Origin of the sequence: Cellulosimicrobium cellulans, from assembly GCF_016921195.1 — a bacterium.
In the GTDB taxonomy this organism is placed as follows: Bacteria; Actinomycetota; Actinomycetes; order Actinomycetales; family Cellulomonadaceae; genus Cellulosimicrobium; species Cellulosimicrobium cellulans_F.
The window spans coordinates 339,000-364,458 of the sequence record NZ_JAFGYF010000001.1; the positions used below are offsets into that span (position 1 = coordinate 339,000).

At 74.3% G+C, this 25,459-nt stretch carries 23 protein-coding genes and 1 pseudogene; 10 read left to right on the forward strand and 14 right to left on the reverse strand.

Going from position 1 to position 25,459, the window contains the following annotated elements:
• Nucleotides 1-22 precede the first annotated feature (22 nt).
• Entirely contained in the window at nt 23-991 is a 969-nt protein-coding gene (locus JN535_RS01420) for a 5'-3' exonuclease (RefSeq protein WP_205202920.1), read from the reverse strand.
• Between the two features lie 225 nt (nt 992-1,216).
• On the opposite strand from JN535_RS01420, the gene JN535_RS01425 reads away from it, so the two are divergent.
• Nucleotides 1,217-1,510: a hypothetical protein gene (locus JN535_RS01425; protein WP_205201295.1), complete on the forward strand. Its 294-nt coding sequence runs from the start codon at nt 1,217-1,219 to the stop codon at nt 1,508-1,510.
• 45 nt (nt 1,511-1,555) lie between these two features.
• Entirely contained in the window at nt 1,556-1,960 is a 405-nt protein-coding gene (locus JN535_RS01430) for a transposase (RefSeq protein ID WP_205201296.1), read from the forward strand.
• Between the two features lie 722 nt (nt 1,961-2,682).
• On the opposite strand, the gene arsM is transcribed toward JN535_RS01430, so the two are convergent.
• Nucleotides 2,683-3,468, reverse strand: coding sequence for an arsenite methyltransferase (gene arsM, locus JN535_RS01435; RefSeq protein ID WP_205201297.1), 786 nt, complete (start codon nt 3,466-3,468; stop codon nt 2,683-2,685).
• 89 nt (nt 3,469-3,557) lie between these two features.
• Here arsM and JN535_RS01440 point away from each other — a divergent pair, with 89 nt between their 5' ends.
• Complete coding sequence (locus JN535_RS01440; RefSeq protein WP_205201299.1) at nt 3,558-3,932, forward strand: ArsR/SmtB family transcription factor; 375 nt, start codon at nt 3,558-3,560, stop codon at nt 3,930-3,932.
• Complete coding sequence (locus tag JN535_RS01445) at nt 3,929-4,363, forward strand: arsenate reductase ArsC (protein ID WP_307868060.1); 435 nt, start codon at nt 3,929-3,931, stop codon at nt 4,361-4,363. The genes JN535_RS01440 and JN535_RS01445 overlap by 4 nt, the downstream gene beginning before the upstream one ends.
• Before the next feature lie 237 nt (nt 4,364-4,600).
• Here JN535_RS01445 and JN535_RS01450 read toward each other — a convergent pair whose 3' ends face one another.
• The 3 genes from JN535_RS01450 to JN535_RS01460 form a co-directional block, all read right to left on the reverse strand.
• The gene (locus tag JN535_RS01450; RefSeq protein ID WP_205201301.1) at nt 4,601-5,287 is read right to left on the reverse strand and encodes a response regulator transcription factor; all 687 of its coding nucleotides are present in this window, start codon (nt 5,285-5,287) and stop codon (nt 4,601-4,603) included.
• Nucleotides 5,284-7,296 (reverse strand): sensor histidine kinase, encoded by a 2,013-nt coding sequence (locus JN535_RS21380; protein WP_205201302.1) that lies wholly within the window; start codon nt 7,294-7,296, stop codon nt 5,284-5,286. Before JN535_RS21380 ends, JN535_RS01450 begins: the two co-directional genes overlap by 4 nt.
• Nucleotides 7,297-7,466: 170 nt before the next feature.
• Nucleotides 7,467-8,162: a hypothetical protein gene (locus JN535_RS01460; RefSeq protein ID WP_205201303.1), complete on the reverse strand. Its 696-nt coding sequence runs from the start codon at nt 8,160-8,162 to the stop codon at nt 7,467-7,469.
• A 228-nt stretch (nt 8,163-8,390) separates the two neighbouring features.
• Here JN535_RS01460 and JN535_RS01465 point away from each other — a divergent pair, with 228 nt between their 5' ends.
• On the forward strand, nt 8,391-8,810 hold the full coding sequence (locus tag JN535_RS01465) for a phage holin family protein (RefSeq protein ID WP_205201305.1): 420 nt from the start codon (nt 8,391-8,393) through the stop codon (nt 8,808-8,810).
• A 41-nt stretch (nt 8,811-8,851) separates the two neighbouring features.
• Here JN535_RS01465 and JN535_RS01470 read toward each other — a convergent pair whose 3' ends face one another.
• Together JN535_RS01470 and JN535_RS01475 are read right to left on the reverse strand one after the other, a co-directional pair.
• Nucleotides 8,852-9,481, reverse strand: coding sequence for a PAS and ANTAR domain-containing protein (locus JN535_RS01470; RefSeq protein ID WP_240200419.1), 630 nt, complete (start codon nt 9,479-9,481; stop codon nt 8,852-8,854).
• 58 nt (nt 9,482-9,539) lie between these two features.
• The gene (locus JN535_RS01475; RefSeq protein ID WP_205201306.1) at nt 9,540-11,327 is read right to left on the reverse strand and encodes a SulP family inorganic anion transporter; all 1,788 of its coding nucleotides are present in this window, start codon (nt 11,325-11,327) and stop codon (nt 9,540-9,542) included.
• Nucleotides 11,328-11,504: 177 nt separating this feature from the next.
• Here JN535_RS01475 and JN535_RS01480 point away from each other — a divergent pair, with 177 nt between their 5' ends.
• The 3 genes from JN535_RS01480 (at nt 11,505) to JN535_RS01490 (ending at nt 14,815) form a co-directional block, all read left to right on the forward strand.
• Entirely contained in the window at nt 11,505-12,002 is a 498-nt protein-coding gene (locus JN535_RS01480; protein ID WP_205201308.1) for a DUF1269 domain-containing protein, read from the forward strand.
• Nucleotides 12,003-12,161: 159 nt separating this feature from the next.
• Entirely contained in the window at nt 12,162-12,833 is a 672-nt protein-coding gene (locus JN535_RS01485; RefSeq protein ID WP_205201310.1) for a GAP family protein, read from the forward strand.
• Nucleotides 12,834-12,895: 62 nt separating this feature from the next.
• Nucleotides 12,896-14,815: an alkyl/aryl-sulfatase gene (locus tag JN535_RS01490; protein WP_205201312.1), complete on the forward strand. Its 1,920-nt coding sequence runs from the start codon at nt 12,896-12,898 to the stop codon at nt 14,813-14,815.
• A gap of 27 nt (nt 14,816-14,842) precedes the next feature.
• Here JN535_RS01490 and JN535_RS01495 read toward each other — a convergent pair whose 3' ends face one another.
• Entirely contained in the window at nt 14,843-16,132 is a 1,290-nt protein-coding gene (locus JN535_RS01495; protein WP_240200420.1) for an AI-2E family transporter, read from the reverse strand.
• A 149-nt stretch (nt 16,133-16,281) separates the two neighbouring features.
• Here JN535_RS01495 and JN535_RS01500 point away from each other — a divergent pair, with 149 nt between their 5' ends.
• Together JN535_RS01500 and JN535_RS01505 are read left to right on the forward strand one after the other, a co-directional pair.
• Nucleotides 16,282-16,689, forward strand: a complete 408-nt coding sequence (locus tag JN535_RS01500) for a DUF7144 family membrane protein (protein WP_205201314.1) — start codon at nt 16,282-16,284, stop codon at nt 16,687-16,689.
• A 43-nt stretch (nt 16,690-16,732) separates the two neighbouring features.
• Nucleotides 16,733-17,215 carry a DUF1269 domain-containing protein gene (locus JN535_RS01505; RefSeq protein WP_205201316.1) on the forward strand — a complete coding sequence of 161 codons (483 nt, stop codon included), beginning with the start codon at nt 16,733-16,735 and terminating at the stop codon, nt 17,213-17,215.
• Between the two features lie 37 nt (nt 17,216-17,252).
• On the opposite strand, the gene JN535_RS01510 is transcribed toward JN535_RS01505, so the two are convergent.
• The 6 genes and pseudogenes from JN535_RS01510 to JN535_RS01535 all read right to left on the reverse strand — a co-directional run bounded on the left by JN535_RS01510 (nt 17,253) and on the right by JN535_RS01535 (nt 25,340).
• Entirely contained in the window at nt 17,253-18,323 is a 1,071-nt protein-coding gene (locus tag JN535_RS01510) for a sigma-70 family RNA polymerase sigma factor (protein WP_205201318.1), read from the reverse strand.
• Nucleotides 18,324-18,463: 140 nt separating this feature from the next.
• The gene (locus JN535_RS01515) at nt 18,464-20,611 is read right to left on the reverse strand and encodes a SpoIIE family protein phosphatase (RefSeq protein ID WP_205201320.1); all 2,148 of its coding nucleotides are present in this window, start codon (nt 20,609-20,611) and stop codon (nt 18,464-18,466) included.
• A gap of 360 nt (nt 20,612-20,971) precedes the next feature.
• Nucleotides 20,972-21,763 (reverse strand): 2,3-bisphosphoglycerate-dependent phosphoglycerate mutase, encoded by a 792-nt coding sequence (locus tag JN535_RS01520; RefSeq protein WP_307868229.1) that lies wholly within the window; start codon nt 21,761-21,763, stop codon nt 20,972-20,974.
• Between the two features lie 5 nt (nt 21,764-21,768).
• Nucleotides 21,769-23,994 carry a helix-turn-helix transcriptional regulator gene (locus tag JN535_RS21385; RefSeq protein WP_307868064.1) on the reverse strand — a complete coding sequence of 742 codons (2,226 nt, stop codon included), beginning with the start codon at nt 23,992-23,994 and terminating at the stop codon, nt 21,769-21,771.
• 238 nt (nt 23,995-24,232) lie between these two features.
• Nucleotides 24,233-24,715, reverse strand: a pseudogene (locus JN535_RS01530) (ATP-binding protein); the annotation flags it as partial.
• A 448-nt stretch (nt 24,716-25,163) separates the two neighbouring features.
• On the reverse strand, nt 25,164-25,340 hold the full coding sequence (locus tag JN535_RS01535; protein WP_205201321.1) for a hypothetical protein: 177 nt from the start codon (nt 25,338-25,340) through the stop codon (nt 25,164-25,166).
• Nucleotides 25,341-25,459 lie beyond the last annotated feature (119 nt).

Genomic DNA, 25,459 nt, shown 5'->3' on the forward strand with positions numbered 1-25,459 from the left:
CGCCCAGTCTGCCGGACCGCCGTCAGGGCGCGGTGCGCGTCGCGGCGAGCGCGTCCAGCAGTCGCCGGACCGACGTGCCGAGACCCCACCGATCGGTGAGCTCGGCGAGCGCGTCGGGGTCTGCGGGAGCGGTCGGCAGCGCGTCCTGGACCTCCCCGACGGGGGCGTCCGGCGCGACGCGCACGACGAGCGGCGCGACCTCCAGGTAGGACGCTGCCTCGGTGAGCCGACGGCGCTGCGTCGCCGTCAGGCCGGGGTCCCCCGCGTCGCGCGCGGCGAGCACGCCGGCGAGGTCACCGAACTTCGCGAGCAGCGCGACCGCCGTCTTCTCCCCGATGCCGGGCACGCCCGGCAGGCCGTCGCTCGGGTCGCCGCGCAGCACCGCCATGTCCGCGTACGCCGCGCCGGTCGTGATGCCGTACCGCTCGGCGAGGCGCGACTGGTCGACGACGTCGAGGTTCTTCACGCCCTTCGTCGGATAGAGGATCCGCACGCCCGCCGCGTCGTCGACGAGCTGGAACAGGTCGCGGTCCCCGGTGACGACCTCGACGGCGGCCCGGCCCGACGGGTCTGGTGCCGCCCCCTCGGCCGCGCGCCGCGCGACCTCGCGCGCGGTGAGCGTGCCGATGACGTCGTCGGCCTCGTAGCCCGGCGCGCCGACGCGCGCGATGCCCAGTGCCGCGAGCACGTCGACGATCACCGGGACCTGGGCGACCAGCTTCTCCGGGACCTCCTCGACGCCCGTGGTCCCCGGCACCTTCTCGGCGACCCGGTGCGCCTTGTAGGTCGGGATGGCCTCGACGCGGAACGCCGGGCGCCAGTCGACGTCCCAGCACGCGACGAGGCGCGACGGACGCCGGTCCGTGACGAGCGTCGCGATCATGTCGAGCAGGCCGCGCACCGCGTTGACCGGCGTGCCGTCGGGGGCCTTGATCGAGTCGGGCACACCGAAGAACGCGCGGAAGTACAGGCTCGCGGTGTCGAGCAGCATGAGCTCGCCGCCCGCCGTCGGGCTGCTGCCTGCCGGGTCGCCCGCGGGGCCGCTCGAGGGGGCGCCGTCGTCCGTGCTCTGCGTCATGCCGCCATCCTGCCGCACGGTCCCGACACCCGGCCCCCGACGCCCGGTCCCGGCACCGCCTGGTGCCGCGCCTGCCCTCGCCGCCGGGTGACGCGCGCGGTTCACTGGTGCCCTCGACCGGTACACGGAGGTGCGCTCATGTCCACGACGACGCGACGAGGAGCCGGCGCGGCCCTCGCCCTCGCGGTGCTCCTGCTCCTGGGGGCGTGCGCGGCCGGGCCCAACGTGGCCGCGAGCCCGGGCGGCTACGGGTTCTGGTGGGGACTGTGGCAGGGCATCATCCTGCCGGTCACGTTCATCGTGTCCCTGTTCACGGACACGGTGAGCATCTACGAGGTCGACAACAACGGGAACTGGTACGACGTCGGGTTCATGCTCGGCATCGCGCTGTTCTCCGGTCCCGTGATCGCCCTGCGCGGGCGTCGGTCCTGACGACGGGGGTGTCGAGGGCGTGGCTCCTGAGTACCCGCGGCCACGATGCTGCAGAGTGCGCTCGTGGATCGTGGGCGGGAGTTGTCGGACGAGCAGTGGGCAGCGATCGGCCCGTTGATGCCACAGGTCTCGGGCAGGTCGCGTCCGTGGCGTGATCATCGTCGGGTCGTGGAGGGTACCGTTCACCGGTATCGGACCGGGGTCGCATGGCGTGATCTTCCCGAGCGGTTCGGGCCGTGGCAGACGGTGTGGAAGCGCCACGCGCGGTTCTCCCGCGACGAGACGTGGGACAAGATCTTGACGGCCTTGCAGGCTCGCGCGGACGCGAACGGCGGCAGATCCCGGGGCGGGCTGTCGACGAAGATCCACGCCGCGGTCGACGGCAACGGGCGACCGCTCGCGGTGCTCGTGGGACCAGGCCGTGGGCGGGGCGTAGCGCGTCCAGGATGAGGCAGGCCCATCCGACTGACGAGAGTCTTGGCAGGGGAGGCCGCCCAAGATCACCTCGGCGGGATCGGCGGTTCGTTGCGCGCGCAACGTGGGTACCTACGATTGAGCCAGCTCTCCGCTCGAGGCATGCTCCGCGCCGCTCGATGTTCGTGCGGTACCCCGCCCCAGCCTGATAGATCGTGACCTGGGCGTCGACGTGCCGAGCGTCGACAAGATCGTGTGCTGACGCGCCGGAGACTCCTTGACCATGTGCAGCCGGCGCTGGCCAGGCTTCTGCAGACCACGCACCGTCTTGCGCGCGAGAGCGAGCTCGCCAGGGATGATCACCGCGGCGACGAGCAGGTAGTCCTGCTTCTTGCTCCCCGACGAACACGTGACCGCCTCGCGGGGAGCGGTCCGACACGCTGGTAGGCACGACGCAAGGGTACGGACGCCGAGCGACACCTCTGCGGGCGAGCGCGAGTTCAGCGACTGAACTTCTTTCGAGCTCTTGCGAAGAGGACTCGGCCGCGCGCACAACCGACCGATGGGACGCGTACTCGATCGATCCCGTCACCTCGGCCATGGGCCACCTCTCGTCCGCCGTCACACGGCCGTCCGCGACGGCCGGGCCGGCGCGGTGAGCGTGACCGGTACGCCGAGCGTAGGGACGCGACCCACGGAGCGTGCGGCGAACCGGCCGCCGTCCCGGTCGGGGTCGAGGGCCGGTCCGACGCGGACCTTCAGCCCGCGGTGGTCGCCCGCGGCTTCGTGGCCCGGACGATCGCACCGTGCATGCCGTCGGCGACCTCGTGGGTGAACGTGACATCGGCGTCCGCGAACCCCGCGGCGGCGAGGCTGTCGAGGTACTCGGCGCGCGACAGGGCGCCCGCGACGCAGCCGACGTGGCTGCCGCGCTCGGCCCGGTCGGCTGCGGAGAGGTGGTCCTCGGCGACGACGTCCGAGATACCGACGCGCCCGCCCGGGACGAGGACGCGGTACACCTCGGCCAGCACCGCCGCCTTGTCGGGGGACAGGTTGACGACGCAGTTGGAGATGACGACGTCCACGGCGGCGTCCTCGAACGGCAGGTCCTCGATGGTGCCCCGGCGGAACTCGACGTTGGTCGCGCCGGCCTCGGCGGCGTTGCGGCGGGCGAGGTCGAGCATCTCGTCGGTCATGTCGACCCCGTAGGCGAACCCCGTGGTCCCGACCCGCCGCGCGGAGAGCAGCACGTCGATCCCGCCGCCCGAGCCGAGGTCGAGCACGCGCTCGCCCTCGCGGAGCTCGGCGACAGCGGACGGGTTGCCGCAGCCGAGGCTCGCGAGGACCGCGGTCTCCGGGAGCCCGGCGGTCTGCCGCGCGTCGTACAGGCCCGGGCCGAAGACCGGGGGCGACGCCGTGGACCCGCAGCACGCGGACGTCGTCGTGCAGCACCCGTCCTCCGCGGCGGTCCCCGCCGCTGCGGTCCGTGCCGCCTCGGCGTACCGGGCCCGGACCTGCTCGCGCACCTCGTGGTCGGTCGTCATGATTTCCACTCCTCAGATCGATGGGCGTCGATACGAGGACGATGGGCCACGTATCGACATCTGTCAATACGTCTGCGAGAATCTGTCGCATGACGACCCTCCTGCCGATCACCGCCACGACCGGCGGCTGCTGCGGCCCGGCGGAGGCCGGCGGCCTCGACCCCGACGCCGCGCGCGACGCGGCCGCCACCTTCAAGGCCCTGGCCGACCCGGCGCGTGTGCGGCTGCTCTCGATCATCGCGGCGCGGCCCGACGGCGAGGCGTGCGTCTGCGACCTCACCGACCCGCTCGGCCTGTCCCAGCCCACGGTCTCGCACCACATGTCGACGCTCGCCAAGGCCGGCCTCGTGACGCGCGAGCAGCGGGGGAAGTGGGCGTACTACGCGGTCGCGCCCGGTGCGCGCGACCTCGTCGACGGCGCCGTGCGCGCCGTCCTCGCCGACGCCCCGGCGGTGGCCCGGTGAGCGGGGCGGTGGCGCGAGCGAGCGTCCTGTTCGTCTGCGTCCACAACGCCGGGCGCTCGCAGATGGCCGCCGGGTTCCTGCGCGCCCTCGGCGGCGACGCCGTCGAGGTGCGCTCCGCCGGGTCGATGCCGGGGGACCGGATCAACCCGGTCGCGGTCGAGGCCATGCGCGAGGTCGGGATCGACCTGACCGGCGAGCAGCCCAAGGTCCTGACGCCCGAGGCCGTGCAGGCGTCCGACGTCGTGATCACCATGGGCTGCGGCGACGCCTGCCCGTTCTACCCGGGCAAGCGCTACGAGGACTGGGTCCTCGACGACCCGGCCGGTCAGGACCTCGACGCCGTCCGCCCGATCCGCGACGAGATCCGCCGCCGCGTCGTCGCCCTGCTGGACTCCCTCGGTCTCCCTCCGGTCGGCCGGCAATCCGTGTGAGCTTGCCGGGGCGGGAAAGGCTCGTGCCGTGACCGACCTCCTGCTCCGCCCGGCCCGCCCCCACGGCACCGACGCGCTGGTCGACGTCTGGCGGCGAGCCGTCGAGGCCACGCACGACTTCCTCACCATGGACGACGACGCCACCTGACGGCGCCGAGCCTCCGAACCACGGTTCTACCTCGCGCGACCACGGTTCTACCTCGCGCGACCACGGTTCTACCTCGCGCGACCACGGGGCTATCTCGGCTGGCCCAGGCCCTCCTCGCGCGCCCGGACGATCGCGGCGGAGCGGTCGCGGACCGCGAGCTTGGCGAGCACGTTCGCGACGTGGTTGCGCACGGTCTTGGGGCTGAGCGCCAGGCGGCGTGAGATGGAGGCGTTGTCGAGCCCCGCGGCGACCAGGTCGAGCACCTCGCGCTCGCGGTCCGTGAGCTGCGGGAACGGCACGCGCGCCGCGGCACGCCCACCGACGACGTACGCCATGGCCCGGTCGGCGACGGACGGGGAGAGGATCATGGCGCCGTCGGCCACCGCACGGACGGCCCGCTCGACCTCGGCCGGGCTCGCGGACTTCACGAGGAACCCACGGGCGCCGGCACGGACGGCCGCGACGACGGCGTCGTCGTCCTCGTGCATCGTCACGACGAGGACGCGTGCGGTCGGGTCGGCGCGCACGAGGTCGCGCGTCACGTCGACGCCCGAGCCGTCGCCGAGGTCGAGGTCCATGAGCACGACGTCGGGCCGTGCCTCGTCGGCCCCCGCGCCGGACGCCGCCCCGTCGCCGGGCTCCAACCCGAGCAGCGTGCGCGACTCGGCGGCGGACGCCGCGTGCCCGACGACGCGTACGCCCTCGAACGAGTCCAGCAGCGCCGCCATCCCGAGACGGAACACGGGATGGTCGTCCACGACCGCGACCCGGATCACGACGCGCCCTCGCGCGCGAGCGCCCCCGCCGGGACGAGCGGGAGTGTCGCGCGCACGCGCGTCCCCGGGCGCTCGTCGTCGGCCCGCGCCGCGGTGACCTCGAGGCGCCCACCGAGCTCGTCCGTGCGCTCGCGCAGCGACCGCGAGCCGACGCCGCGGGTCGCCTCGGGCGCGATGCCGCTCCCGTCGTCCTCGCACGTGACCACGAGGCAGCCGTCACCGAGCCGGACGGTGAGGCGGCACTCCCCGGCGCCGGAGTGCCGCGCGGCGTTGACGACGCTCTCGCTCGCGATCGCGTAGGCGGCCGCGGCGACGCGCGGGTCGAGGCCGTCGCACGGGTCGCACCGCACGTCCACGACGAACCCGCCGAGCGCCTGGCGGCCCGCGAGCTCCCCGAGCGCGACCTCGAGCCCGTGCTCGTCGAGCGAGGGGGGCAGGAGGCTGCGGGAGAGGGCGCGGACGTCCTCGACGCGCTGCGCCACCTCGGCGCCCAGCGCGTCGAGCACGGCGGCGGCCGCGGCCGGGTCGGTCTCGAGCGTGTTGCGCGCCCCCTGCAGACCCAGGCGCAGGCCGACGAGCCATGGCCCGACGCCGTCGTGCAGCTCCCGGCGGATCACGCGCCGCTCGGCGAGCCGGGCGCGCGTCGTCGCGTCACGCGCCTCCTCGAGCTCGCGCGCGCCCTGGGCGAGCGCGAGGCCCGCGCCGAGCACGGGCAGGAGCTGGTCGAGCGCGTCCCGGGTCCGCGCGTCGAGGCGCTCGCCCGCCCGGGCGACGACGTGGACCCGGCCGAGCACCCGTCCGCCGTGCGTCACGGGGAGCGAGGCGGTCTGCCCGGTCGAGCGGGAGGTCGGACCGGCCCAGGCAGAGCCGGGTCGGTCCTCGGGGACGCCGGGCCCGGTCGGGGGGTCCGGGGCGCGCTCGATCGTCACGCTCTCGAGGCGCAGCGCCTCGCGCACGCCGACCGCGAGGCTCACCACGAGGTCGTCCGCGGTCGACGCGGACGACAGGTGCCGACCGACGCTCAGCGCCGCCCGGCCCGGATCGTTGCCCTCCCCGTAGACGAGCGTGCGGACCCGGTGCCGCAGCCAGGTGTGCAGGGGCTGCACGGCGAGCGCCACCCCGACCGCCGCGAGGATCTGCGCGGCGGGGCCGTCGACCACGGTCGTCGCGAGCACGACGACGACCGTGTACACGACCGCGAGGCCCACGGCCAGCATCGCGGCGACGGTCGCGCGCGAGAGCACGAGGTCGATGCCCCACAGCCGGTTGCGCAGCACGCACACGAGGATCGCCGCGGGGAAGAGCGCCTGGCACGCGAGGTGCGTGAGGGGGAGCGCGAGGAGCACGTCGGGGTCGGCCCACGTGCCGAGCAGCGGGAGGAACGACAGCGCCATGAGCGCGGTCCCGAGCGCGAGCAGACCCAGGCCGCGGCGTTCCCCGACCGGACCGCGGCGCCATCGCCACGCGGTCGCGGCGGCGGTGACGAGTCCCATGGCGACGACGCCGACGATCGCGGGGCGCGGGTCGTCGGTGGGGGCGAGGAAGAAGAAGGCGATGGACGCCGCGCCTCCCGCGACGCCGCACCACGCGCCCGTGCCGAGCCGCGCGCCGCGCACGAACCACGGGACGAGGACGAACAGCCCGACCGTCCCGGGGACCCACGCCCAGCCGTAGGCGTCCGCGAGCGGCGCCAGCGGCGGCAGGCCGGGGTGGGTCGACGCGTAGCTGCGCCACGCGCCGCCCAGGGCCGCGACCCCGCCGCCGATCCCCGCGAGCGCGACGAGCCAGCCGACGACGTGCGGCCGGCGCACGAGGATCACGGCGGCGACGGTACCGTAGACGAGCGCGACCGTCGCGTCGACGACGACGAACAGCAGGTCGCCCAGCAGCAGGGGCACGCCGGACGTGAGCTGGAGCGCGAGCGCGGACACGCCGAGGACCCAGGCGAGGACGCCGATCGTCCAGCCCGTGCGGGGCATCCCGGCGCGGCCGGGACCGGGGTCGGCCACGGGCCCACGGTAGGGCCGCGGCACGCGCGGCGAGAAGGGCCCCGGCGGGAGATCACCCGGCCTCGGCCGACGGCGAGATCGGCGGCCCGGGGCCAGGGCGGCGGTCGCAACCGCCGACCTCGACCGGACGCGCCGATCTCGCCGCGTGCTGCCGATCTCGCGGGTCGCGCTCAGCGCCGGTCCCCGAGGGCGAAGCCGAGCGCGGTGACGAGGAGCCAGATCGGCCCCACGAAACCGGCCATGTACTGCAGCGGCGACACGCCCGTGAGGAGCGCGAGCCCGCCGAGCACGAACCCGACGACGCCGATCCAGCGGGGCGCGGCCGCGTGCCGCAGCGCGGCGACCCCGAGTGCGACGCCCGCGACGCCCGCGCCGACCCACAGCCAGGGGATCGTCGCGACCCAGTCGCTGTAGAACGCGCCAGACTCGGGGACGATGAGCGCGGTGTCGCCGAGGCCGAAGAGGAACTGCGTGTCGAGGCCCGAGCCGAGCAGCCCGGCGACCGAGACGAGCACGAGCCCCCAGCCGGCGACGGTCGGCAGGAGCGACCCGGCGGGTGCCTGCGCGTCGAGACGGCGCTTGAGGCCCGCGGCGAACACGAGCACGAGCAGCGCGCACGCGATCGTCGCGGTGTGGAACACGATCTGGGTCCCGGTCCGGCCGGCGAGGTCGGCGACGATGGCCTCGGCGTCGCCCGCGGTCTCCTCCCAGTTCACGCCGAGCGCCATCGAGGACTGGATCGAGACCAGGCCGAGGACGCCGGCGACGACGCCGGTCCAGGCCCACGCGCGGGGCGTCGTGCCGCGCGAGCGACGGGTCGGGTCGCCGGCGAGCGGCGACGGGGCGGTGAGCGAGCTGTCCTGCATGGGACGACCTTCCGTTCGGGCCGCCCATCCCGCGGCCGGGGACCGCCACGGGTGCGGCGGTCGCCGTAGCGTCGGCCGGGCGGTGTCCCGGGTCCCAGGGGCACGCGTCCCGACGTGCCGGGCAGTCGCGCCGTGCCGTAGAGCCCCCGTTCGTCGGGGGCCGCGACCCGTCCAGAACAGGCTGAACCTGCGGTTGCGGAACCTGACCGGGGGCGGGACCGTTACCGCATGATCCGGTTCCTGCTGAGCTTCGCGATCAACGTGGTCCTCGCCGCCGTGGGCCTTCTCGTCGCCTCGAGCCTCTTCGACGGCGTCACCGTGCACGCCTCGGGCTTCGTCCTCGCCGTGCTGATCTTCGCGGTGGCGCAGGCGGTCCTCGCGCCGTTCGTGTTCAACGTGGCGCGCAGGTACGCGTCGGCGATCCTGGGCGGGATCGGTCTCGTGTCGACGTTCCTCGCCCTGTGGGTCGCGACGCTCGTCGGGGACGGCCTCGAGATCTCGGGCGCGTCCACGTGGATCGGTGTCACGGTCGTCGTCTGGCTGATCGGCGCGCTCGGCGGCTGGTTCCTCGGGTGGCTCGTGCTCACGCGCTGGTGGGACCGTCGCCAGGAGCAGAAGCGGATCCGCGAGGCGACGGCCGGGGGCTGACGGCGCCACGGACCACGGTCGGTCGGGCGCCGTCGCCCGCGCTACCGCAGGAGCGTCTCGACGCGCTCGACGCAGTCCGCACCGCCCCGCACGCCCTCGTCCACGACGAGCCGGGCGAGCTCGCGCAGCGGGACGTTGCGGTCGTTGGACACGCGCTTCAGGCGCGCGAACGCCTCGTCCGGGTGCACGCCGTAGGCGGCCACGAGGACGCCCTTGGCCTGCTCGATCGTCCCTCGGGTCTGCGCGGCGGCCGCGATGTCGCGGCGGGCGCGCTCCTGGGCGTGGTCGGCGACCGTGCCCGTGACGTCGACGAAGTAGCCGACGAGCTCGACGACGCGGCCCGTCTCCCGGTCCCGGCGACCCTGCCCGACGACGACCAGGTAGCGCTCCTTGCCGTGCGCGTCCATGATGCGGTGCACGCTCGAGAAGGGCTCGCCCGTCGCGCGGGCCTCGTCGAGGATCTGCCGGACCCGTTCGCGGTCGTCGGGGTGCTTGTGGGCGAGGACGAGCGCGGTCGTGGGCACGACGTCGCCCGGCTCGAAGCCGTGCAGGCGGTACGTCTCGGGCGACCACCACCACACGCCCGTGCTCAGGTCCAGGCGGTACTGGCCGATCTGCTGGTGCGCTCCGCGCGCGAGGGCTTGCTCGATCGCACGGTCGTCGATGGACATGCTGGCCTCCGGTGATCGGAGTGATGAGGAGCCGGGTCCAGACTCGACCTTCGCGAGCCTACCCCGGTTCCCTTGCCCTCCGGGCGGTCTCGGCCGCGATGGCGTCGTCGATGTCGGCGTAGACGGGCGGGCGATCGTCGCGCTCGACGGCGGCGCGCAGCTCGTCGCGGACCTGACCGACGTTGCGCGCGAGGACGAGCCGGGCGCCGAGGCGGTCGAGGTCGGTGCGCAGCGTCGCGAGCATCTCGGCCGCGTCCACGTCGACGAACGGCACGGTCTCGGTGTCGAGGACCACGAGGCGCGGCGACGACTGCGCGACGAGGCCGCGGACGCGGTTGCGGACGGCGTCGGCGTTGGCGAAGAACAGCCCGGACTCCGGGCGCACGACGAGCACGCCGGACACGGACGTCCCGCCGTCCTTCTGGAGCACGGCCCGCCGGTCCCCGTCCACCCACACGCCGTGCGCGGAGCGCACGAGGACCGCGACGTGCGGCCGCGACGCACGGGCGAGGAGCAGGAGGAGCGACAGCAGGACACCGATGACGAGGCCGGGGAGCGTGTCGAAGACGAGCACTCCGAGGGCCGCGGCCGCCGCGGCGTAGAAGTCGCTGCGCGCCGCGTTGCCGTAGAGACGCCGCATGGTCGGGGTCCGCAGGCCGTAGAGGCGGCGCAGCGCGCGCACGTCCACGAGCTCGACGACGGCCGCGATGACGACCGCGGCAAGCGTCGCCTCGGGTAGCGACTCGAAGACCGGCGTGAGGAACAGGAGCGTGAGGACGACGAGCACCGCGGCGGTGAGCCCCGAGACCTGGCTCTTTGCCCCCGCCCCGCCGTTGACGGCCGTCTTCGACAGGCTGCCGTTGACCACCATCCCCGCGGCGAGGCCCGCCCCGAGGTTGGCGGCGCCCATGCCGATCAGCTCGCGGTTGGTGTCGATGTCGTAGCCCTCGCGCGCGGCGTACGTCTTCGCGGCGCCGAGCGCCTCGGCGAAGCCCACGAGCATGACCCCGGCGCACGGCCCGATCAGCGCGGTGTAGTCGGACCAGTCCATGTCCGGGAATCCGAGCGCGGGTAGCCCGGCGTCGATCGGGCCGACGATCTCCACGCCGTCGTCGTCGAGCGAGAACGCGAGGATCGCGACGATCCCGATGAGGACCGCGACGAGCGAGCCGGGGACCCGGGGCGCCCATCGCTTGGTCGCGAGGAGCGCGGCGAGCGTCCCCAGCCCCAGCACCACGGTCGGGCCGTTCGCGGTGCCGAGCTCGGTGAGGATCGTCCACGCCTTCTCGAAGAAGTTGCCCTCCCCCTTCTCAACCCCGAGCAGGGCCGGGACCTGGCCGATGATGATGACCAGCGCCATGCCGACGATGAACCCCTTGAGCACGGGCTCGGAGATGAACGACGCGACGAACCCGAGCCGGGCGATCCCCGCGACGAGGCACAGGACGCCGGTCACGAGCGCGACGCCCGTCGTGAGCGCGGTGAAGAACGCCGCGTCGCCGGGCGCGAACACCGCGACCACGCCCGCCGAGAGGGCGGCCGTCGCGGACATCGGTCCGACGACGAGGTGGCGCGAGCTGCCGAACGCCGCGTAGAGGATCAGCGACGGCACGGCGGCGTAGAGGCCGACGACGGGCGAGACGCCCGCGATCGACGCGTAGGCGAGCGACTCCGGCACGAGCACCGCCCACACCGTGAGCCCCGCGACGAGGTCGCCCTGGAGCCAGGCCTTCTGGTAGCCGCGCAGCGAGCCGAAGACGAGCGGTGTCCGGGCGGTCCGTGCGGCACCGCGGCCCCGAGAGGTGCCACCGGAAGGTCGCGTCACCGTGCTGCCGGGTCCCGCCATGACCAGCCTCCACGCTCGACGACGTTCCGTGACCGATCATCCCGGCCCCGCGCCGGACCGCCACCGGAGCCGCCGTCGCTCGCCGCGCGCGACCGCACGACGGGGGATACGTTCGACGCGTCCCGGGGCGCGGCGTCGCGCTCCCGCCGAACGCACGAACGGAACGAGGGGTCTGGCATGGCAACGCTCACCGTGTGGAAGTTCGACACCCCCGAGGGTGCGCAGCGCGCCGAGGACGCGCTGCTGGCGCTCCAGAAGCAGGAGCTCATCCAGGTCCAGGACGCGGCGACCGTGTCCTGGGAGGAGGGCAAGAAGAAGCCGAAGACGCGGCAGGGCAACAGCACGACGGCGGTCGGGGCGCTCGGCGGCACGTTCTGGGGCCTGCTGTTCGGCCTCCTCTTCTTCGTCCCGCTGCTCGGCGCGGCCATCGGTGCGGCCTCCGGCGCGATCGCCGGCGCGCTGACCGACGTCGGCATCGACGACGACTTCATCGACTCCGTGCGCAGCAAGGTCACGCCGGGGACGTCCGCGCTGTTCGTCCTCACGTCGGGCGCGGTGATCGACCGCGTGCACGAGGCGCTCCAGGCCGAGGGCATCCACGGCGAGCTCATCCAGACGAACCTCTCCGCCGACGAGGAGGCCAAGCTCCGCGCGGCCTTCGACGAGAACGCCTGAGCGGTCCAGGACCCGCGGCGAGGCCGCACGGGTGAGGTGCCCGACGGCGGTGCGTGACGTCGTCGAGCACCTCGCCCGCCCGTGCGCTTCCCTCCGCGCGCCGTCGTCCCCGTAGATCCCGCCGTCCCGTCCGGGACCGGACCACGAAGGAGGCCGCCCATGGGCGCGGCGATCGGCCAGTCCCTCCCCATCGCGGTCGGCGTGCTCGTGAGCCCGCTGCCGATCGTCGCCGTCGTGCTCATGCTCGTGAGCGGGCGCGCGAAGGCCAACGCCTTCGCGTTCCTCGTCGGCTGGTTCGTCGCGGTCGGCGCGGTGACGCTCGTCGTCGCGCTGGTCGCGGGGTCCGCCGTCCCGCAGGACGGCGGACCGGCGCTGTGGGCGGCGATCCTCAAGCTCGTCCTCGGCGTGCTGCTGCTCCTGCTCGCGCTCAAGCAGTGGCGGGGGCGCCCGCGCGACGGCGTCGACCCGCCCGCACCCCGCTGGATGGCCGCGATCGACGCGTTCACGCCCGTCAAGGCGGCGGGGCTCGCCGTGCTCCTCGGCGCGGTCAACCCGAAGAACCTGCTGCTCGTCGTCTCGGGCGGTGCCGCGATCGCGTCGGCCGCGCCGGACGACGCGACCGCCCAGGTGGTCGCGGCCGTCGTGTTCGCCGTCGTGGCGAGCGTCGGGGTGGCGGCGCCCGTCTTCATCTACCTCTTCATGGGCTCCCGCGCGGCCGCGATGCTCGACGCGCTCAAGGCCTGGATGACCCACAACAACGCGGTGATCATGGCCGTCCTGCTGCTCGTCCTCGGGGCGAAGCTGCTCGGCGACGGCATCGCGGCGCTCTGACCACGCGTCTCGCCGGCCCGCGGGTCGGCCACACGCCCACCCGTCCCGAACGCGAGGAAGACATGAGCCACGGACCGAGCGACCCCACCGACCACACGATCGAGGCCAACCGTCGCGTGCTGGCCGACCTGCCCTTCGACGACACGCAGGACTTCGAGGACGCCCGGCGGGGCTTCGTCGCGACGTTCCCCGACCTGCGGGTCCAGGCGGAGGGCTCCCCTCTCCCGGCCTGGGACCTGACGCAGTACGCGTTCCTCGACGCCGAGGAGGCGCCGCCGTCGGTCAACCCGAGCCTGTGGCGCATCGCCCGGCTCAACCTGATCAACGGGTTGTTCGAGGTGACCGACGGCGTCTACCAGGTCCGCGGCTTCGACCTGTCGAACATGACGATCGTCGAGGGGGAGACGGGGATCGTCGTGATCGACCCGCTCATCTCGCCGATCATGGCGGCCAAGGGACTTGAGCTGTACCGCCGCGAGCGCGGGGACCGTCCCGTCGTCGCCGTCGTCTACACGCACAGCCACATCGACCACTACGGGGGCGTCAAGGGCGTGACCACGGCCGAGGACGCCGCCGCGGGCCGCGTGCAGGTCATCGCCCCGGTCGGCTTCCTCGAGGAGGCGGCGAGCGAGAACGTCTATGCGGGCAACGCCATGGCGCGACGCGCGTTCTTCCAGTACGGCGCGCTGCTCGCGCGCGGTCCGCGTGGCGGCATCGACGCCGGCCTCGGGAAGTCGACGTCGCTCGGGCAGTCGACGCTCATCCCGCCCACCGACCTCGTCGAGCGGACCGGTGAGACCCGCACCGTCGACGGGATCGACATGGAGTTCTACATGGCGCCGAACACCGAGGCGCCGGCCGAGTTCCTCGTCTGGTTCCCGCAGCACAGGCTCCTCGACGCCGCGGAGGACGTCACCCACACGCTGCACAACCTGTACACGCTCCGCGGTGCCCAGGTCCGTGACGCGCGCACGTGGTGGAAGGTGCTCAACGACGTCATCGAGCGCTACGGCGTGGACGTCGAGGTGATCATCGCGCAGCACCACTGGCCGGTGTGGGGGAACGACCGCGTCGTCGCGCTGATCGAGGACCAGCGCGACATGCTCAAGTACCTGCACGACCAGGCGCTGCACCTGGCCAACGCCGGGCTCACGATCACCGAGGTCGCCGAGACCCTCCGGCTGCCGGACGCTATCGGCAAGAAGTGGCACAACCGCGGGTACTACGGCTCGGTGAACCACGACGCGAAGGCCGTCGTGCAGCGGTACCTCGGCTGGTACGACTCCAACCCCTCCCACCTGTGGGAACTGCCGCCCGAGGACGCGGCCCGGCGGTACGTCGAGTTCATGGGAGGCGCGGACGCGGTGCTGGAGAAGGCCCGCGCGGCGTTCGACGCCGGCGACTACCGGTGGGTGGCGCAGGTCGTCGACCACGTCGTCTTCGCCGACCCGGACAACGCCGAGGCACGCGAGCTGGCCGCCCGGGCGCTCGACCAGCTCGGGTACCAGTCGGAGAACCCGACGTGGCGCAACTCGTTCCTCTACGCCGCCCACGAGCTGCGCAACGGCGTGCCGGACCTTCACCTGGGCGCGGTCGCGAGCCCCGACGTCGTCGCTGCCATGAGCGCGGAGATGCTGCTCGACTACCTCGGGATCCGGCTCGACGGCCCACGGGCGGCCGCCGGCGGCCCGGTGACCCTGCGCTGGGAGCTGCCCGCGGCGGGCGACGCTCCCGCGGAGGACTTCCTGCTGGAGCTGCGGCGGGGCGTGCTCGTCTACACCCGCGGCCGGACCGCTCCCGCCGTCGACGCGACGGTCCGGGCGACGAAGGAGGCCTTCGCCGCGATCGTCACCGGCGGCACGACCCTGGACGACGCGCTGTCCTCGGGCGACCTCACCGTCGAGGGCGACGAGGCGGCCGTGCGCACCCTGTTCGACCTTCTCGTCGTCTTCCCCGAGATGTTCCCCGTCGTCACCCCGTAGCGGGGGCGCGGAGAGGACGCCGCCGGCTCAGTCGATGCCCTCGGCGCGCCGCTCGTCGACCGTGCGCTCGGCCTCGAGGTTCGCCTCGCGGTTGCGGCGTCGGCGGCGGGCGGTGCGCCCGTCGCCGTCCTTGGTCCTCCCGTCGCTCTTGCCGTCGCCCTTGCCCCGGCCCGGGCCGTGGCCCTCGGCCTCCGGGTCGTGCAGCATGTGCGACTCGATGAGCTCGTGCCGCTGGAGGTAGGTGTTCGCGACCGCCTGGAACGTCGCCGCGATCGGCAGCGCGAGGAACGCCCCCAGCGCCCCGAAGACGGCGCCGAACGCGAGGACGACGACGAAGCTCACCGCCGGGTTCATCTCCAGCGCGCGGGCGGAGACCTTGGGCGAGAAGTAGAGGTTCTCGAGCTGCTGGTACCCGATGATGAACGCGAGCACGCCGAGCGCCTGCGGCAGGCCCTGGGACGTGAGGGCGACCGCGACGGGGAGCGCGCCGCCGATGTACGTGCCGATCGTCGGGACGAACTGGGACACGACGCCGGTGAACACCGCGAGCGGGAGTGCGTAGGGCGTCTGGATGATCACCAGGAACACGAACGTGAAGACGCTCGACAGCGCCGCGAGGACGATGCGTGAGTTGATGAAGTCCGAGACCTTGACCTGCGTGATCTCCCACAGCCGCAGCACCTCCTGCTGACGGTTGGGCGAGAGCCAGCGGCACACGGCTGCGCGGAACTTGGGCCCCGCCGCGAGCAGGTAGTAGGTGACGAGCATGATCGTCAGCGACGCGAAGATCCCTCCGACGATCGTCGTCGTGACGACGAGCGCGCCGGACGCGACGTCGTCGCCGAAGTCGTTGATCACCTGCTTGAGGAGGTCGTCCGAGTCGGGGACGACCACGTCGAAGCGTTCCGCGACGAGGTCCTGGATGCTTGCGTACAGGTCGGGGATGGACTGCACGAGCTGGATGAGCTGCTGGACGAAGAGGTTCCCGAAGAGCGCGAGGACCACGAGGATCGCGACGAGCGAGCCGAGGAGCGCCACGGCCGCCGCCGCGCCGCGGCGCCAGCCGTGCCGCACGAGCCACACGACGATCGGCTCGAGGGCGAGCGCGACGAAGAACGCGATGAGGATGTTCACGCCGAGCGCCTTGAGCTGACCGAGGGCGTACCACGCGAAGATCCCGACGAAGACCGCGGCGACCGCCATCGCGAGCGCGCGCGGGACCCAGCGCGGCGGGCGCCGCGAGTCGTGCTGGACGGGGCGCGTGCCGGCGTCCGGCACGTCCGCCCACGGGTCCTCGGCGCGGGTCGGCGTCGTCATGGCCATGAACCTAGCGGCGCGGAAGGGCGCGTCCCGGCGGACGCGCCGCACCTTCCGGATGCCGAACCCGCTGACCGGTGCCACGATCGACCCGCACGGTCGTCCGCTCGTCTCGCCCCGGCCTCGGCCGGCACCTCAGGAGGACTCGCATGGCACGCTCGTCGCAGGTCTCGGCATGGGTCGGATGGGTCTGGTTCGCGGGGATCGTCCTCGTGACCATCGGCTTCTTCAACGCGATCAGCGGGCTGGTCGCCGTCTTCTCCCCGGACAGCCTCGTCGGCGTCACCGACGCGGGCATCGTCGTGCTCGACGTCTCGACGTGGGGCTGGATCCACCTCGTCATCGGCGTGCTGCTGATCCTCACCGGCTTCGCCCTGCTCTCCGGCAAGGGCTGGGCGCGCATGGTCGCCATCGTCCTCGTCGTCCTCAACGCGATCGCCCAGTTCACGACGCTCCAGGTGACGCCGTGGTGGTCGCTCATCACCATCGTGCTCGACGTGTTCGTCCTGTGGGCGCTCGTGGTCCACGGCGACGAGGCCGAGCGCGCCGCGCGCTGACCCGCCGCACCCAGCACGCTCGGCCGACGAGGAGGAAAGAGCGATGGCCACGTTCACCGTCTGGAAGTTCGAGTCTCCCGAGGGCGCGGACACCGGGTCCCGGATCCTGCACGACTCCGCCTCGGAGCACGCGATCCGCATCATCGACACCGCCGTCGTGTCGTGGCCCGAGGGCGCGCCCAAGCCGACGACGCGTCACGGTCACCAGGACGAGTGGCGCGGCACGGGCTGGGGCGCGTTCTGGGGACTGCTCCTCGGGTCGCTCTTCTTCGCCCCCGTCCTGGGCGCGGCGGCCGGCGCCGCGATCGGCGCCTCGACGAAGGCGATGGCCGCCGTCGGGATCGACAAGGACCAGCTCGAGCGCATCCGCGAGGGCGTCACGCCGGGGACGTCCGCGCTGTTCGTCGTCACCGAGGACGGCGACCTCGACCGCGTGGGCGAGCGGTTCCACGGCGTCCACGGGAAGCTCGTCGCCACGAACCTGACGGACGCCGAGCGGAGCATCCTCCTCGAGACGTTCGACTGACGGGGGAGAGGCCGCCGGACCCTCTACCCGCGTGCCGTCAGTCGTCGAGCCGCTCGGGGAGGCCGAAGAGCGGAAACCACGACGCCGTGTCGAGGAACGCGTTGATCGCCGTCACCTTCCCGTCCTCGGTCTCGATCACCTGGAGCGCCCACGGCTCGTGCCCGCCGTCCGCCGCGCGGCGGTACTGGCCGAACCCGAACGTGCCGTTCACCGCCACCGGGACCATGCGGGAGCCCTCGCACTCGTGGCCCGGGCCCGTCATCCAGGTGACGATGTCCGCCGTCCCCCGCATCCACAGCGGGTACGGCGGCATGGACAGCGTCGCGTCCTCATGGAGGATCGCGACGAGCGCGTCCATGTCGTAGCGCTCGAACGCGTCGAGGTAGCGCTCGAGCAGCAGCCTCTCCTCGTCGCCGAGACCGGCGTTCGAGGCGACGGGCGAGGGCGCGGTCTCGCCGTCCTCGCCGAGACCGGAGCTGTCCCAGTGCGCCCGTGCCGCCATCGTCGCGCGCGCTCGCTGGAGGGCGCTGTTCACCGACGCCACGGACGTGTCGAGGAGCTCCGCGACCTCGCTCGCCTGCCAGCGCAGCACCTCGCGCAGCAGGAGGACGGCGCGCTGCTTGGGCGGCAGGAACTGCAGCGCGGCGACGAACGCGAGCCGGATCGTCTCGCGGCCCACGGCGACCTGCGCCGGGTCACCGTCGTGCGGCAGCACGCGGTCGTCCGGGACCGGCTCGACCCACGTCTCCTCCGGGAGCACCTGGCCCAGGTTCTCGGCCTCCGGCGCCTGCGGGCCGCCGAGCCCCATCGGTCGCTCACGCCGCTTGCGTGCGCCCAGCGCGTCGAAGCACACGTTCGTCGCGATGCGGTACAGCCAGGAGCGCAGCGACGAGCGCCCCTCGAACCGGTCGTAGGAGCGCCACGCGCGCAGGAACGTCTCCTGCACCGCGTCGTCCGCCTCGAACGAGGACCCCAGCATGCGGTAGCAGTAGCCGGTGATCTCGCGGCGGTGGCCGTCGAGGACCGCGTCGAGGTCGGCGCGCGCGGGCAACGGGGCGGGGTCGGTCGCGGTGGCTTCCGGGCTCGTCGGGGTGGCGAGGTCGGTCATGGCGCTGCCTCTCAGGACTCGATGGTCTCGACGTTCTCGAGGGGTCACGAAGGTCTCGTGGGGATCACGAGGTCGCACGGGCCGGGGGAGTGGCCCACCTCACACACGCTACCTCTGCCCTCCGACACGGCACAGGGGTGTCAGTGGTCGAGGTCGAGCTCGAACCACACGGTCTTTCCCGGCACGCCGTCGAGGACGTCGACGCCCCAGCGCGACGCGCAACGTTCGAGGAACTGCACGCCCCGGCCCCCTGTCTCGTCCGGCCGCGGGGTACGCAGCCGCGGCAGCGCCGCCGATCCGTCGTGCACCGCGACGCGCAGGACGCGGTGGGCGATCTCCAGCTCGGCCTCGACCGGCTCCGCGCCGTGCTGCACGGCGTTGGTCAGCACCTCGCTCGTGAGGAGCATCGCGATGCGGCGGACCGCCGGGGAGACGTCGCAGCTCTCGAGGACGTCGTCCACCCAGCGGCGGGCAGGGCCGATCGCCGACGACGCGTGCTCGACCGGCCGCGTCAGGACCGTCGGCCGCCCCGGGCCGGGCAGCCGTCTGACCGTGTGCCGCACGCGCAGCGCGAGGACGGCGACGTCGTCGCGCTGGTCGGACATGAGCCGGCGCACGAGCGCGTCGGGCAGCGAGGACGTCGCGGTGGCCGTGTGCTCCGCGAGGGCCCCGCGCAGTCCGTCGAGCCGCTCGGCGTAGGTGGTGCCGCGCCGCTCGACCAGGCCGTCGGTGTAGAGGAGGAGCGTGTCGCCGTGCGCGAGGTGGGCGCGGTGGTCGTGCCGCGTGGTCCCCGGCAGGACACCCAGCATGAGGTCCGCGGGCGCGTCGAGGGTCTCGACGCTGCCGTCTGCGCGCAGCACGAGCGGGGCCGGGTGCCCGGCGTTGGACCACGTGACGTCGAACCCGTGCGGGGTGCGGTCGAGCCGCACGACGACGGCCGTCCCGCTCGAGTGCAGCGCGAGACCGCGGTTGGCCCGGTCCAGGAGCCGGAGCAGGACGGCGGGGGGTTCGTCCTGGCACCACGCGAACGTGCGCAGCATGGAGCGGAGCTGGCCCATCTGCGCGGCGGCGCGCATGTCGTGGCCCGTGACGTCGCCGATCATGAGGACGCACGCGTCGTCGTCGAGGACGACCGCGTCGTACCAGTCGCCGCCGACCTGGTCGGTCCGGGTCGCCGACGCGTAGGTCGCGGCGAGCTCTGCGCTGCGCACGGACGGGAGCTCCGTGAGCATCGCCGCCTGGAGCGTCGTCGCGACGCGGTGCCGTTCCTCCAGGAGCCGGACGCGGTCGAGCGCGTGCGCGACGTACGACGCGATCGCGGTCTTCGTCTGGACCGCGTCGTCGTCGAACTCGCGCGTCGTCTCCCAGGCGAGGGAGACCACGCCGAGCAGCCGCTCGCCCGCGAGCACGGGCAGGAACGCGCGGGCCTCGACGTCGTCGGACGCGATGAGGGCCGCGGCCTCCGGCAGCCGCGCGGCGTACTGGGCGTGGTCGCGGAAGAACAGGGGCTCGCGCGTGCGGGCGGCGATCGACGCGCCCCGCTCCGCGTCGACGCGCATCCGGCGGAACGACGCCGGGACGCCCGGCTCCAGGTGGTCCAGCGTCGTGTACTCGAGCCGGGTGCCGCTCGAGTCGAGCACGGCGAGGCCCGCGTAGCGCGCACCGATCCCCGTGCCGACCGCCGAGAGCCGCTCGGCGACGTCGCGCACGGAGGTCGCGGCGGCGAACGACTCGGAGAGCTCCAGCAGGAGCCGGGAGCGCCGGTTGGCCGCGAGGGCGACGCGCTGCATGCGCTTCGCCCGCGCCCGGGCGAGCCGGAGCCGCAGCTCCGACGTGCACGCGGACGCGAGGTCGGCGAGGGTCGCGAGGTCCTCGTCGGACCAGGGGCGCGGCCGCCCGTCGAACGCGCACAGCGACCCGACGGCGTTGCCGTGCGGGTCGAAGATCGGGAACCCGGCGTAGGACACGACGCCGATGTCGTCCACGGCGCGCAGCCTCGCGAGGTGCGGGACGACCCGCGCGTCCTCGACCACGAGGGGGCGTGCGTCGGTCGTGACGAACTGGCAGAACGTGTGGCTCAGGGGAGTGCGGCGCTCGGACTGGTACGGCTCGGGCAGGCCGAGCGCGCCGGGCAGCACCGCCTCGTCGTCGAGGACCAGCGTGACCAGCGCCGACGGTACCCCGAGCTGCCGCCGTACGAGGCGCGCGAACCGGTCGAACGACTCGTCCGCCACCGGCTCGGCGAGCCCCGCCTGCGCGAGCTCGTGGATCGCCTGGGCGTCGGTCATGGTTCAGTATCACCAGGACGAGGCCGGTCAAACAGTGCAAGCCGCGCTAGCCGGGCGCGCGGACGGGGTGAAATCGGCGCGGAGGGAACGTCGGGTGAGCCCCGCGAACGGAAGCCCGGCGCCCACCCCGCCCGAGGACGACTTCCTCGCCCGGCTGCGACGCACGGCTGACGACGCCGTCCCGTCCTCGACGCTCGACCTCGACGTGCTCCTCCGGTCGAGCCGCCGCGGCGTACAGCGGCGCCGGTCGCTCGCGGGGGGCGTTGCGGTGGGGCTCGTCGGCACGGGCGTCGTGACGGCGGGCGGCCCGCCGCTGGCGGGACTATCGCGCCACAGCTCACGGCTCGGAGCGAGAATCCCTCAGGTGCCGCCACGGGACCTGAGATCGGTGAGCGCGTGCTCGGCGCCGTGCGCGTCGAGATAGGTGCCGCCGCGGACCTCGGGGACGAGGGCGCCGTCGGGCCCGGCCGTGAAGCGGTGGACGAGCGGGTGGCCGGTGGGCACGTCGAGGTCCTGGACCTCCTCGGGCGTGAGGCCGTCCACGAGCACGGACAGGGCGCGCAGCGAGTTGCCGTGCCCGACGACGAGGACCGCCGCGCCGCGCGCGAGCGTCGCGAGGGTCGCGGTCCAGAAGGGGCGCAGCCGCTCGACGACGTCCGCGAGCGACTCCGCGTCGGGGCGCAGGGCCGCGCGCGCGGCGTCGGGCAGGCGCAGCAGCGTGTCGTCGACGAGCCGGCGCGCGGGGTCGTCCACCGCGAGCGGCGGCGGCCGGTGGAGGTAGGAGCGGCGGTAGCGCCAGTAGGCGGCCTCGCCGTAGTCGCGCCGGACGACGTCGCGCGGCTTGTCCGTGAACGCGCCGTAGTGGCGCTCGACGAGGCGCCACTCGACGGCGAGCGGCGGCGGGCCGGGCAGCGCGTGGGCGACGATCGCGGCCGTCGCCGACGCGCGCACGAGCGGGGACGTCACGACGCGGCGCGGCGCGAGGGCGGGCTCGCGCGCGACGGCGTCCGCGAGCAGCCGTGCCGCGCGCCCTGCCTCGGCGACCCCGACGTCCGAGAGCGGGACGTCGAGCAGGCCCGTGAACCGGTCGCCCGCGTTGAACGTGCTCTGCCCGTGCCGCACGAGCACGAGCGTGCCGGGCGAGGAACCCACGCGCGTCAGACCTCGAGCAGCCCGCGCTGGTGCGCGAGCGAGACGGCCTCGGCGCGCCCGGACGCGCCGAGCTTGGCCAGGACGTTGGACACGTGCACGCTCACCGTCTTCGCGGAGATGAACAGGCGCTCGCCGATCTGCCGGTTGGTCAGGCCCTGCGCGACGAGCAGCAGGACCTCCTCCTCGCGCTCGGTGAGCACCGCCGTCGTGGACCGCCGGACGCCGGGCAGGTCGAGGCGGCCCCGGCGCCCGAGCGCGCGCACCGCCTCCGCCAGCGGCGCCGCGCCCATGGACTCGGCCTCCTCGAGCGCCTGCGCGGCCTCGATCTCGGCCGCGTTGCGGTCGCCCGCGCCGAGCAGCGCCTGGGCCCAGCGGAAGCGCGACCGCGCGACCTCGTACCGGTAGCCGTAGTCGAAGAGGCGCGTCGTCTCCTCCCACAGCGCCGGGTCGTCCTCGCCCGTGAGGCGGGAGTGCTCGGCCGCGGCGCGCGCCAGCCACGCGCGGCCCTCGGGCCCGAGGCGACCGCCGCGCGGTCGGCCGCGCTCCGCCGTCGTGCGCGCCGCCTCCAACAGCTCGGAACCGCGCGCGACGAGCTCCGCGACCTGTCCCGCTCCGGCCGCGCCCTGGAGGCGTGCGGCGTCCGCCGCGTCGGCGAGCGCGGCGAGCGCGAGCGCCGAGATCCAGATGCGGCCGAGGAAGTAGTCGCTCCACGTGCGACCCAGGTGGTCCACGAGCTCGACGGCGAGCGCGACGGCCTCCTCGTCGCGTCCGGCCCACGTCAGCGCGTCGATCGAGCAGCCGCCGGAGATCAGCGCGATCTGCCCGTCCCGGAACCAGTCGCGCCGCAGCGCCGTGCCGCGCGCGAGGGCGTCGGCGTCGCCGCGCGCCACGGCCGCGTAGAGCTGGACGCAGGAGAGCTGCGGGGCGGAACCCTCGGGCATGGTCTCGCCCGTGGTCTCGGTGGGCGTGAGGTCGCCGAGCACGTAGCGCACGAGGTCGCGGAACAGGCGGAGCTCGACGCCGTACGCGCTCCAGCCGAGCCCCGTCGCGCGTGCCCGGTCGAGACCGTCGGCCGTCACCTGCAGCGCCTCGTCGATGCGGCCCGCGTAGTAGCGGTTCGCCGCGATGTTGTACCAGCAGCGCAGCTCGGTGAGGATGTCGCCCGCCTCGACCGCGCGCTCCCGGGCCTGGGCGAGCAGCACCGCGGCCCGGTCGTCGTCCGCGACCTCGAGGATCGCCATCGTGGTGAGCACGTCCGCCTCGACGTCCGGCGCGTCGAGGCGGTGCGCGACGTCCAGTGCCTCGGCGGCGACCTCCGCGGCGAGCTCGTCGAGGTCGGCGTTCATCGCGGCGCGCGCCCGCATCGCGAGCGTCCACGCGCGGTCGAGCGACGGCGGCTCCTCCGGGAGCACGGCCAGCGCGGCCTCCGTGTGGGCGAGGGTCTCCTCGACCTCCTCCGTCCCGAGCAGGTAGCGGGACAGCACGTGGCGCAGCGACGCCTGGCGCATCGGGTCGCTCGCCGTGCCCTCGACGACCTTGCGGGCCAGCGCGACCGCGCGGTCCGGCTCGCCCGCACGGCTCGCCGCCCCGGCCGCGGCCAGCGCGACGGTGACGCGGTCCTCGCCGAGGAGAGCCGCGGCGTCGGGCACCGCCTGCCACAGCGCGAGCACCTGCTCGAGGTGCCGCAGCTCCTCCGCGGGCGCGAGCACGCGCGCGGCCTTGCGGGCGGCGGCGCGCGACGCCGTCAGCGCGGCCGGGAGGTCGTGCGCGGCGAGCGCGTGGTGGGCGCGCAGCGCGGGGGAGCCGAGCGTGGGGTCGTCGTCGAGCGCGGCGAGGTAGGCGCGGTGCACGCCCACGCGCTCGCCCGGCAGCAGGTCGGACGCCACCGCCTCGGCGAGCAGCGCGTGCCGGAACACGACCGTGTCGCGCGCGCCGTCGCCCTCGACCGCGAGGACGTGGTGCGCGATCGCCTCGCGCAGCGCCGCGTCGAACGAGCGCCCGGTGGCCGTCTCGCCGTCCACCGCGTCCCGTGCGAGCGCGGCACGCAGGAGCGGCTCGCTCACCTGGCGCCCCGACACCGACGCGACCCGGACGAGGTGCTGCACGGCGGGGTCGAGCACCTCGAGACGGGCGCGCAGCACGTCCGCGAGGGACCAGGGCAGCTCGTCGTCGAGGCCCGACTCGACGAGCTCCTCGGCGAAGTACGCGTTGCCCTCGGAGCGCGAGCGCACGGACTCGAACGCGTCCCGCGGCAGGGGGGGCGCCCGCGAGCGCGGTGGTGAACTCGCGCAGCTCGCCCTCGGTGAAGGGGGCGAGCTGCACGTGCTCGACGCGCGGGTGGCGCAGCAGCTCCGCGAGGACGGGGCGCAGGGGGTGACGGCGGTGCAGGTCGTCCGCGCGGTAGCTCGCGACGACGAGGACGTGCTCCGCGCGCAGGCGCGCGACGACGAAGCGCAGGACGTCGCGGCTCGACGGGTCCGCCCAGTGCAGGTCCTCGACGACGAGCACGAGCGGCGCCTCGGCCGTCCCGGACGCGGCGAGCGCGGCCGCGACGCTCTCGAAGAGCTGGAGGCGCTCGCCCTGGCTCTGCTCGTCGTCCGCCGGGGTACCGGCGTCGAGCAGGCGCGCGAGCGCGGGCCGTGCGGCCACGGTCTCGTCGACGGCGGGGTGCTGGCTGCGCAGCGTCGTCAGCGCCTCGGAGAAGGGGAGATAGGGGAGGCCGACCTCGCCGAGGTCCACGCAGTGGCTCCAGACGACGGTCGCGCCGCTCGCGGCGGCGAGCTCGGCCGCGCGCGTGAGCAGTCGCGTCTTGCCGACCCCGGCGTCAGCGCCCACGAGCACCACGCCGGGCTCGCCGCGGCGCGCGCGCTCGACCGCCGCGGAGAGCGCGTCGAGCTCGGCGGCGCGAGCCACGAAGGGCGCGCGCGAGGAGGGGCGTGGCACAGCTCCCATCCTCGCAGCGCGCACCGACACGTGACCAGCGGACAGACCGCCGGAGCCCGCGCCGGGCACGACGACGCCGCCGACGAGAGGGTTCTCGTCGACGGCGTCGGGCGGCGCGGTCACCGCGCCGGGTGGTCGTGGCGCCGACGGCGTCCCCGCCACCAGTGCAGCAGCGAGGGCTCGTCGTGCCGGAAGTCGTCACGCAGCCGCTGCGTGCGGTAGGTGAGATCCGCCTCGAAGGTCGGATCGAACTGTGCGCTCATGGTCGTCCCCGTCTCCGCAGGCACCCTGCCTGTCCGACACTCACGGTCGTCCTGAGCAGCGGGCCGTCGCATCGGACGACCGCGCACGGTTCGGGAGAGGGGGCCTTAGACGGCGCCCTCCACCGGCACTGAGGCGTCTGAGGCGGGCCGTCGCGACTAAGGCACCGGGGACGGTCGGGCCGCCCGGCGCTGCGTCAGCCGGCGTCGAAGCGGTCCTCCTCGTCCCGCTCCGGCTCGTCGGCGGGCACCTCGCCCGGGATCGCCTCGGTGGCGGCAGCCCCCGCGCGGTCGGTGCGCGCCCGTCCGGGTACCTGGCGGTCCTCGGCCGTCGCGCCGTCGTCGCGCCCGGTTCCCTCGTCGTTCTCGCTCATGGTCCGGCCCTCGCTCGTCGTCGTCCTCGTCGTCGACGCTAGGGCGGGGTCGCGGCGCTCGCAGGCGCTGGCCGCGGTCCCGCGCGCGAAATCCGGTGGACCGCGCCGCCCGGCGGGGA

Coding starts and splice junctions, on each gene's coding strand:
- JN535_RS01430 (WP_205201296.1), top strand. CDS start 1,556: ATGCTGCAGAGTGCGCTCGTGGATCGTGGGCGGGAGTTGTCGGACGAG.
- JN535_RS01485 (WP_205201310.1), top strand. CDS start 12,162: ATGGGCGCGGCGATCGGCCAGTCCCTCCCCATCGCGGTCGGCGTGCTC.
- JN535_RS01535 (WP_205201321.1), bottom strand. CDS start 25,340: ATGAGCGAGAACGACGAGGGAACCGGGCGCGACGACGGCGCGACGGCC.
- JN535_RS01495 (WP_240200420.1), bottom strand. CDS start 16,132: ATGACGACGCCGACCCGCGCCGAGGACCCGTGGGCGGACGTGCCGGAC.
- JN535_RS01420 (WP_205202920.1), bottom strand. CDS start 991: ATGCTGCTCGACACCGCGAGCCTGTACTTCCGCGCGTTCTTCGGTGTG.
- JN535_RS01510 (WP_205201318.1), bottom strand. CDS start 18,323: ATGACCGACCTCGCCACCCCGACGAGCCCGGAAGCCACCGCGACCGAC.
- JN535_RS01460 (WP_205201303.1), bottom strand. CDS start 8,162: ATGCAGGACAGCTCGCTCACCGCCCCGTCGCCGCTCGCCGGCGACCCG.
- JN535_RS01490 (WP_205201312.1), top strand. CDS start 12,896: ATGAGCCACGGACCGAGCGACCCCACCGACCACACGATCGAGGCCAAC.
- JN535_RS01470 (WP_240200419.1), bottom strand. CDS start 9,481: ATGTCCATCGACGACCGTGCGATCGAGCAAGCCCTCGCGCGCGGAGCG.
- JN535_RS01465 (WP_205201305.1), top strand. CDS start 8,391: ATGATCCGGTTCCTGCTGAGCTTCGCGATCAACGTGGTCCTCGCCGCC.
- JN535_RS01500 (WP_205201314.1), top strand. CDS start 16,282: ATGGCACGCTCGTCGCAGGTCTCGGCATGGGTCGGATGGGTCTGGTTC.
- JN535_RS01440 (WP_205201299.1), top strand. CDS start 3,558: ATGACGACCCTCCTGCCGATCACCGCCACGACCGGCGGCTGCTGCGGC.
- JN535_RS01505 (WP_205201316.1), top strand. CDS start 16,733: ATGGCCACGTTCACCGTCTGGAAGTTCGAGTCTCCCGAGGGCGCGGAC.
- arsM (WP_205201297.1), bottom strand. CDS start 3,468: ATGACGACCGACCACGAGGTGCGCGAGCAGGTCCGGGCCCGGTACGCC.
- JN535_RS01475 (WP_205201306.1), bottom strand. CDS start 11,327: ATGGCGGGACCCGGCAGCACGGTGACGCGACCTTCCGGTGGCACCTCT.
- JN535_RS01425 (WP_205201295.1), top strand. CDS start 1,217: ATGTCCACGACGACGCGACGAGGAGCCGGCGCGGCCCTCGCCCTCGCG.
- JN535_RS01480 (WP_205201308.1), top strand. CDS start 11,505: ATGGCAACGCTCACCGTGTGGAAGTTCGACACCCCCGAGGGTGCGCAG.
- JN535_RS01515 (WP_205201320.1), bottom strand. CDS start 20,611: ATGACCGACGCCCAGGCGATCCACGAGCTCGCGCAGGCGGGGCTCGCC.